At 76.1% G+C, this 1,466-nt stretch carries 2 protein-coding genes; both read right to left on the bottom strand.

Annotation, left to right across the window (positions count from 1 at the left end):
* Positions 1 to 6 precede the first annotated feature (6 nt).
* Positions 7 to 789: a 6-phosphogluconolactonase gene (gene pgl / locus AC3ET4_RS30745; protein ID WP_431955242.1), complete on the bottom strand. Its 783-nt coding sequence runs from the start codon at positions 787 to 789 to the stop codon at positions 7 to 9.
* Positions 786 to 1,466, bottom strand: a 681-nt coding sequence (locus AC3ET4_RS30740) for a glucose-6-phosphate dehydrogenase assembly protein OpcA (RefSeq protein WP_431955240.1), incomplete at its 5' end; no start/stop codon positions are given. The genes pgl and AC3ET4_RS30740, both read right to left, overlap by 4 nt.

Raw genomic sequence — 1,466 nt, 5'->3', positions numbered from 1 at the left:
ACCGCCTTACGGGGAGGACGGCGGATACAGCTGCGGGGGCAGTTTGGCGGCGGCCGTACGGTCCAGCAGCCACAGGGTGCGGGACCGTCCGTACGCGCCGGCCGCCGGGGCCTGGATCTCGCCTGGCCCGGACAGGGCGATGGCCACGGCCCCCGCCTTGTCCTCGCCCGCCGCCAGCAGCCAGACCTCGCGGGCGGCGCGGATGGCGGGCAGGGTGAGCGAGATGCGGGTGGGCGGCGGCTTGGGCGAGCCGTGCACGCCCACGACGGTGCGTTCCGTCTCGCGGACCCCGGGGTGCCCCGGGAACAGCGAGGCCACGTGTGTGTCAGGGCCGACGCCGAGCATCAGCACGTCGAAGGAGGGCACCGGCCCGTGGTCCTCGGGGCCGGCCGCGTCCGCCAGTTCCCGCGCGTAGGCCTCTGCGGCGGCGTCCGCGTCGTTGCCGAACGGACCGTCCGAGGGCGGCATGGCATGCACCCGCACCGCGTCGACCGGAACCGAGTCGAGCAGGGCCTCACGCGCCTGGGTCTCGTTGCGCTCAGGATCGCCCGAGGGCAGGAACCGCTCGTCGCCCCACCACAGGTCCAGCCGCGCCCAGTCCACCGCGTCCCGGGCCGGCGAGGTGGCCAGCGCGGCGAGCAGGGCGTTGCCGTTGCGTCCGCCGGTCAGCACGACCGAGGCGGAGCCTCGGGCGGCCTGGGCATCCACGATCTTGGTGATCAGCCGGGCCGCCGCGGCCTGTGCCATCAGTTCCTTGTCCCGGTGGACCACCACCTGCGGTGCCGTCATCGGGCGGCCGCCTTCTCGCCGGAGCCGCCGTCCTGGCCGGGCCCCGCCGCGGCGGCGGCGGACTCGACGGTCTCCTCGGCGTGCGCGAGCTGCTCGACACCGAACTTGACCGCCGCGGCGTACGCCTCGTCCGGGTCGAGCCGGCGCAGTTCCTCGGCGATCAGATCCGAGGTCGCCCGCCGCTGCAGCGCCACATGCCGGTCCGGCTGGCCGGGGATGGCCAGCTCGGCCAGCGCGCCGGTCGGCCGGTCCAGGCAGATCTCGCCGTCCGCGGTCGCCAGCCGTACGGCGGTGATCCCGGGGCCTTCGCTGGTCTTCCGCCGGACGGGCACACCGAGCCGCCGGGCGAGCCACAGCCCGAGCAGCTCCGTGCTCGGGTTGTACGCCTCGCCCTCGACGACGGCGCCCCTGACCGCGGCCTGCTTCTGGTCCAGTGCCGCGGCCAGCACGCTGCGCCACGGGGTGATCCGGGTCCAGGCGAGGTCGGTGTCGCCGGGGGTGTAGGTCTCGGCGCGCAGTCCCAGCGCGGCGACCGGGTCCTCGGTGGCCGCCGCGTCGGTGATCCGGCGCGCCGCGAGCCGGCCCAGCGGGTCCTCCGCGGGGTTCGCGGGGGCGTCCTCCGGCCACCAGACCACCACGGGGGCGTCGGGCAGCAGCAGCGGCAGCACCACGCTCTC

It is taken from the genome of Actinacidiphila sp. bgisy167 (assembly GCF_057707665.1).
This window is presented reverse-complemented; position numbering and strand designations above follow the sequence as displayed.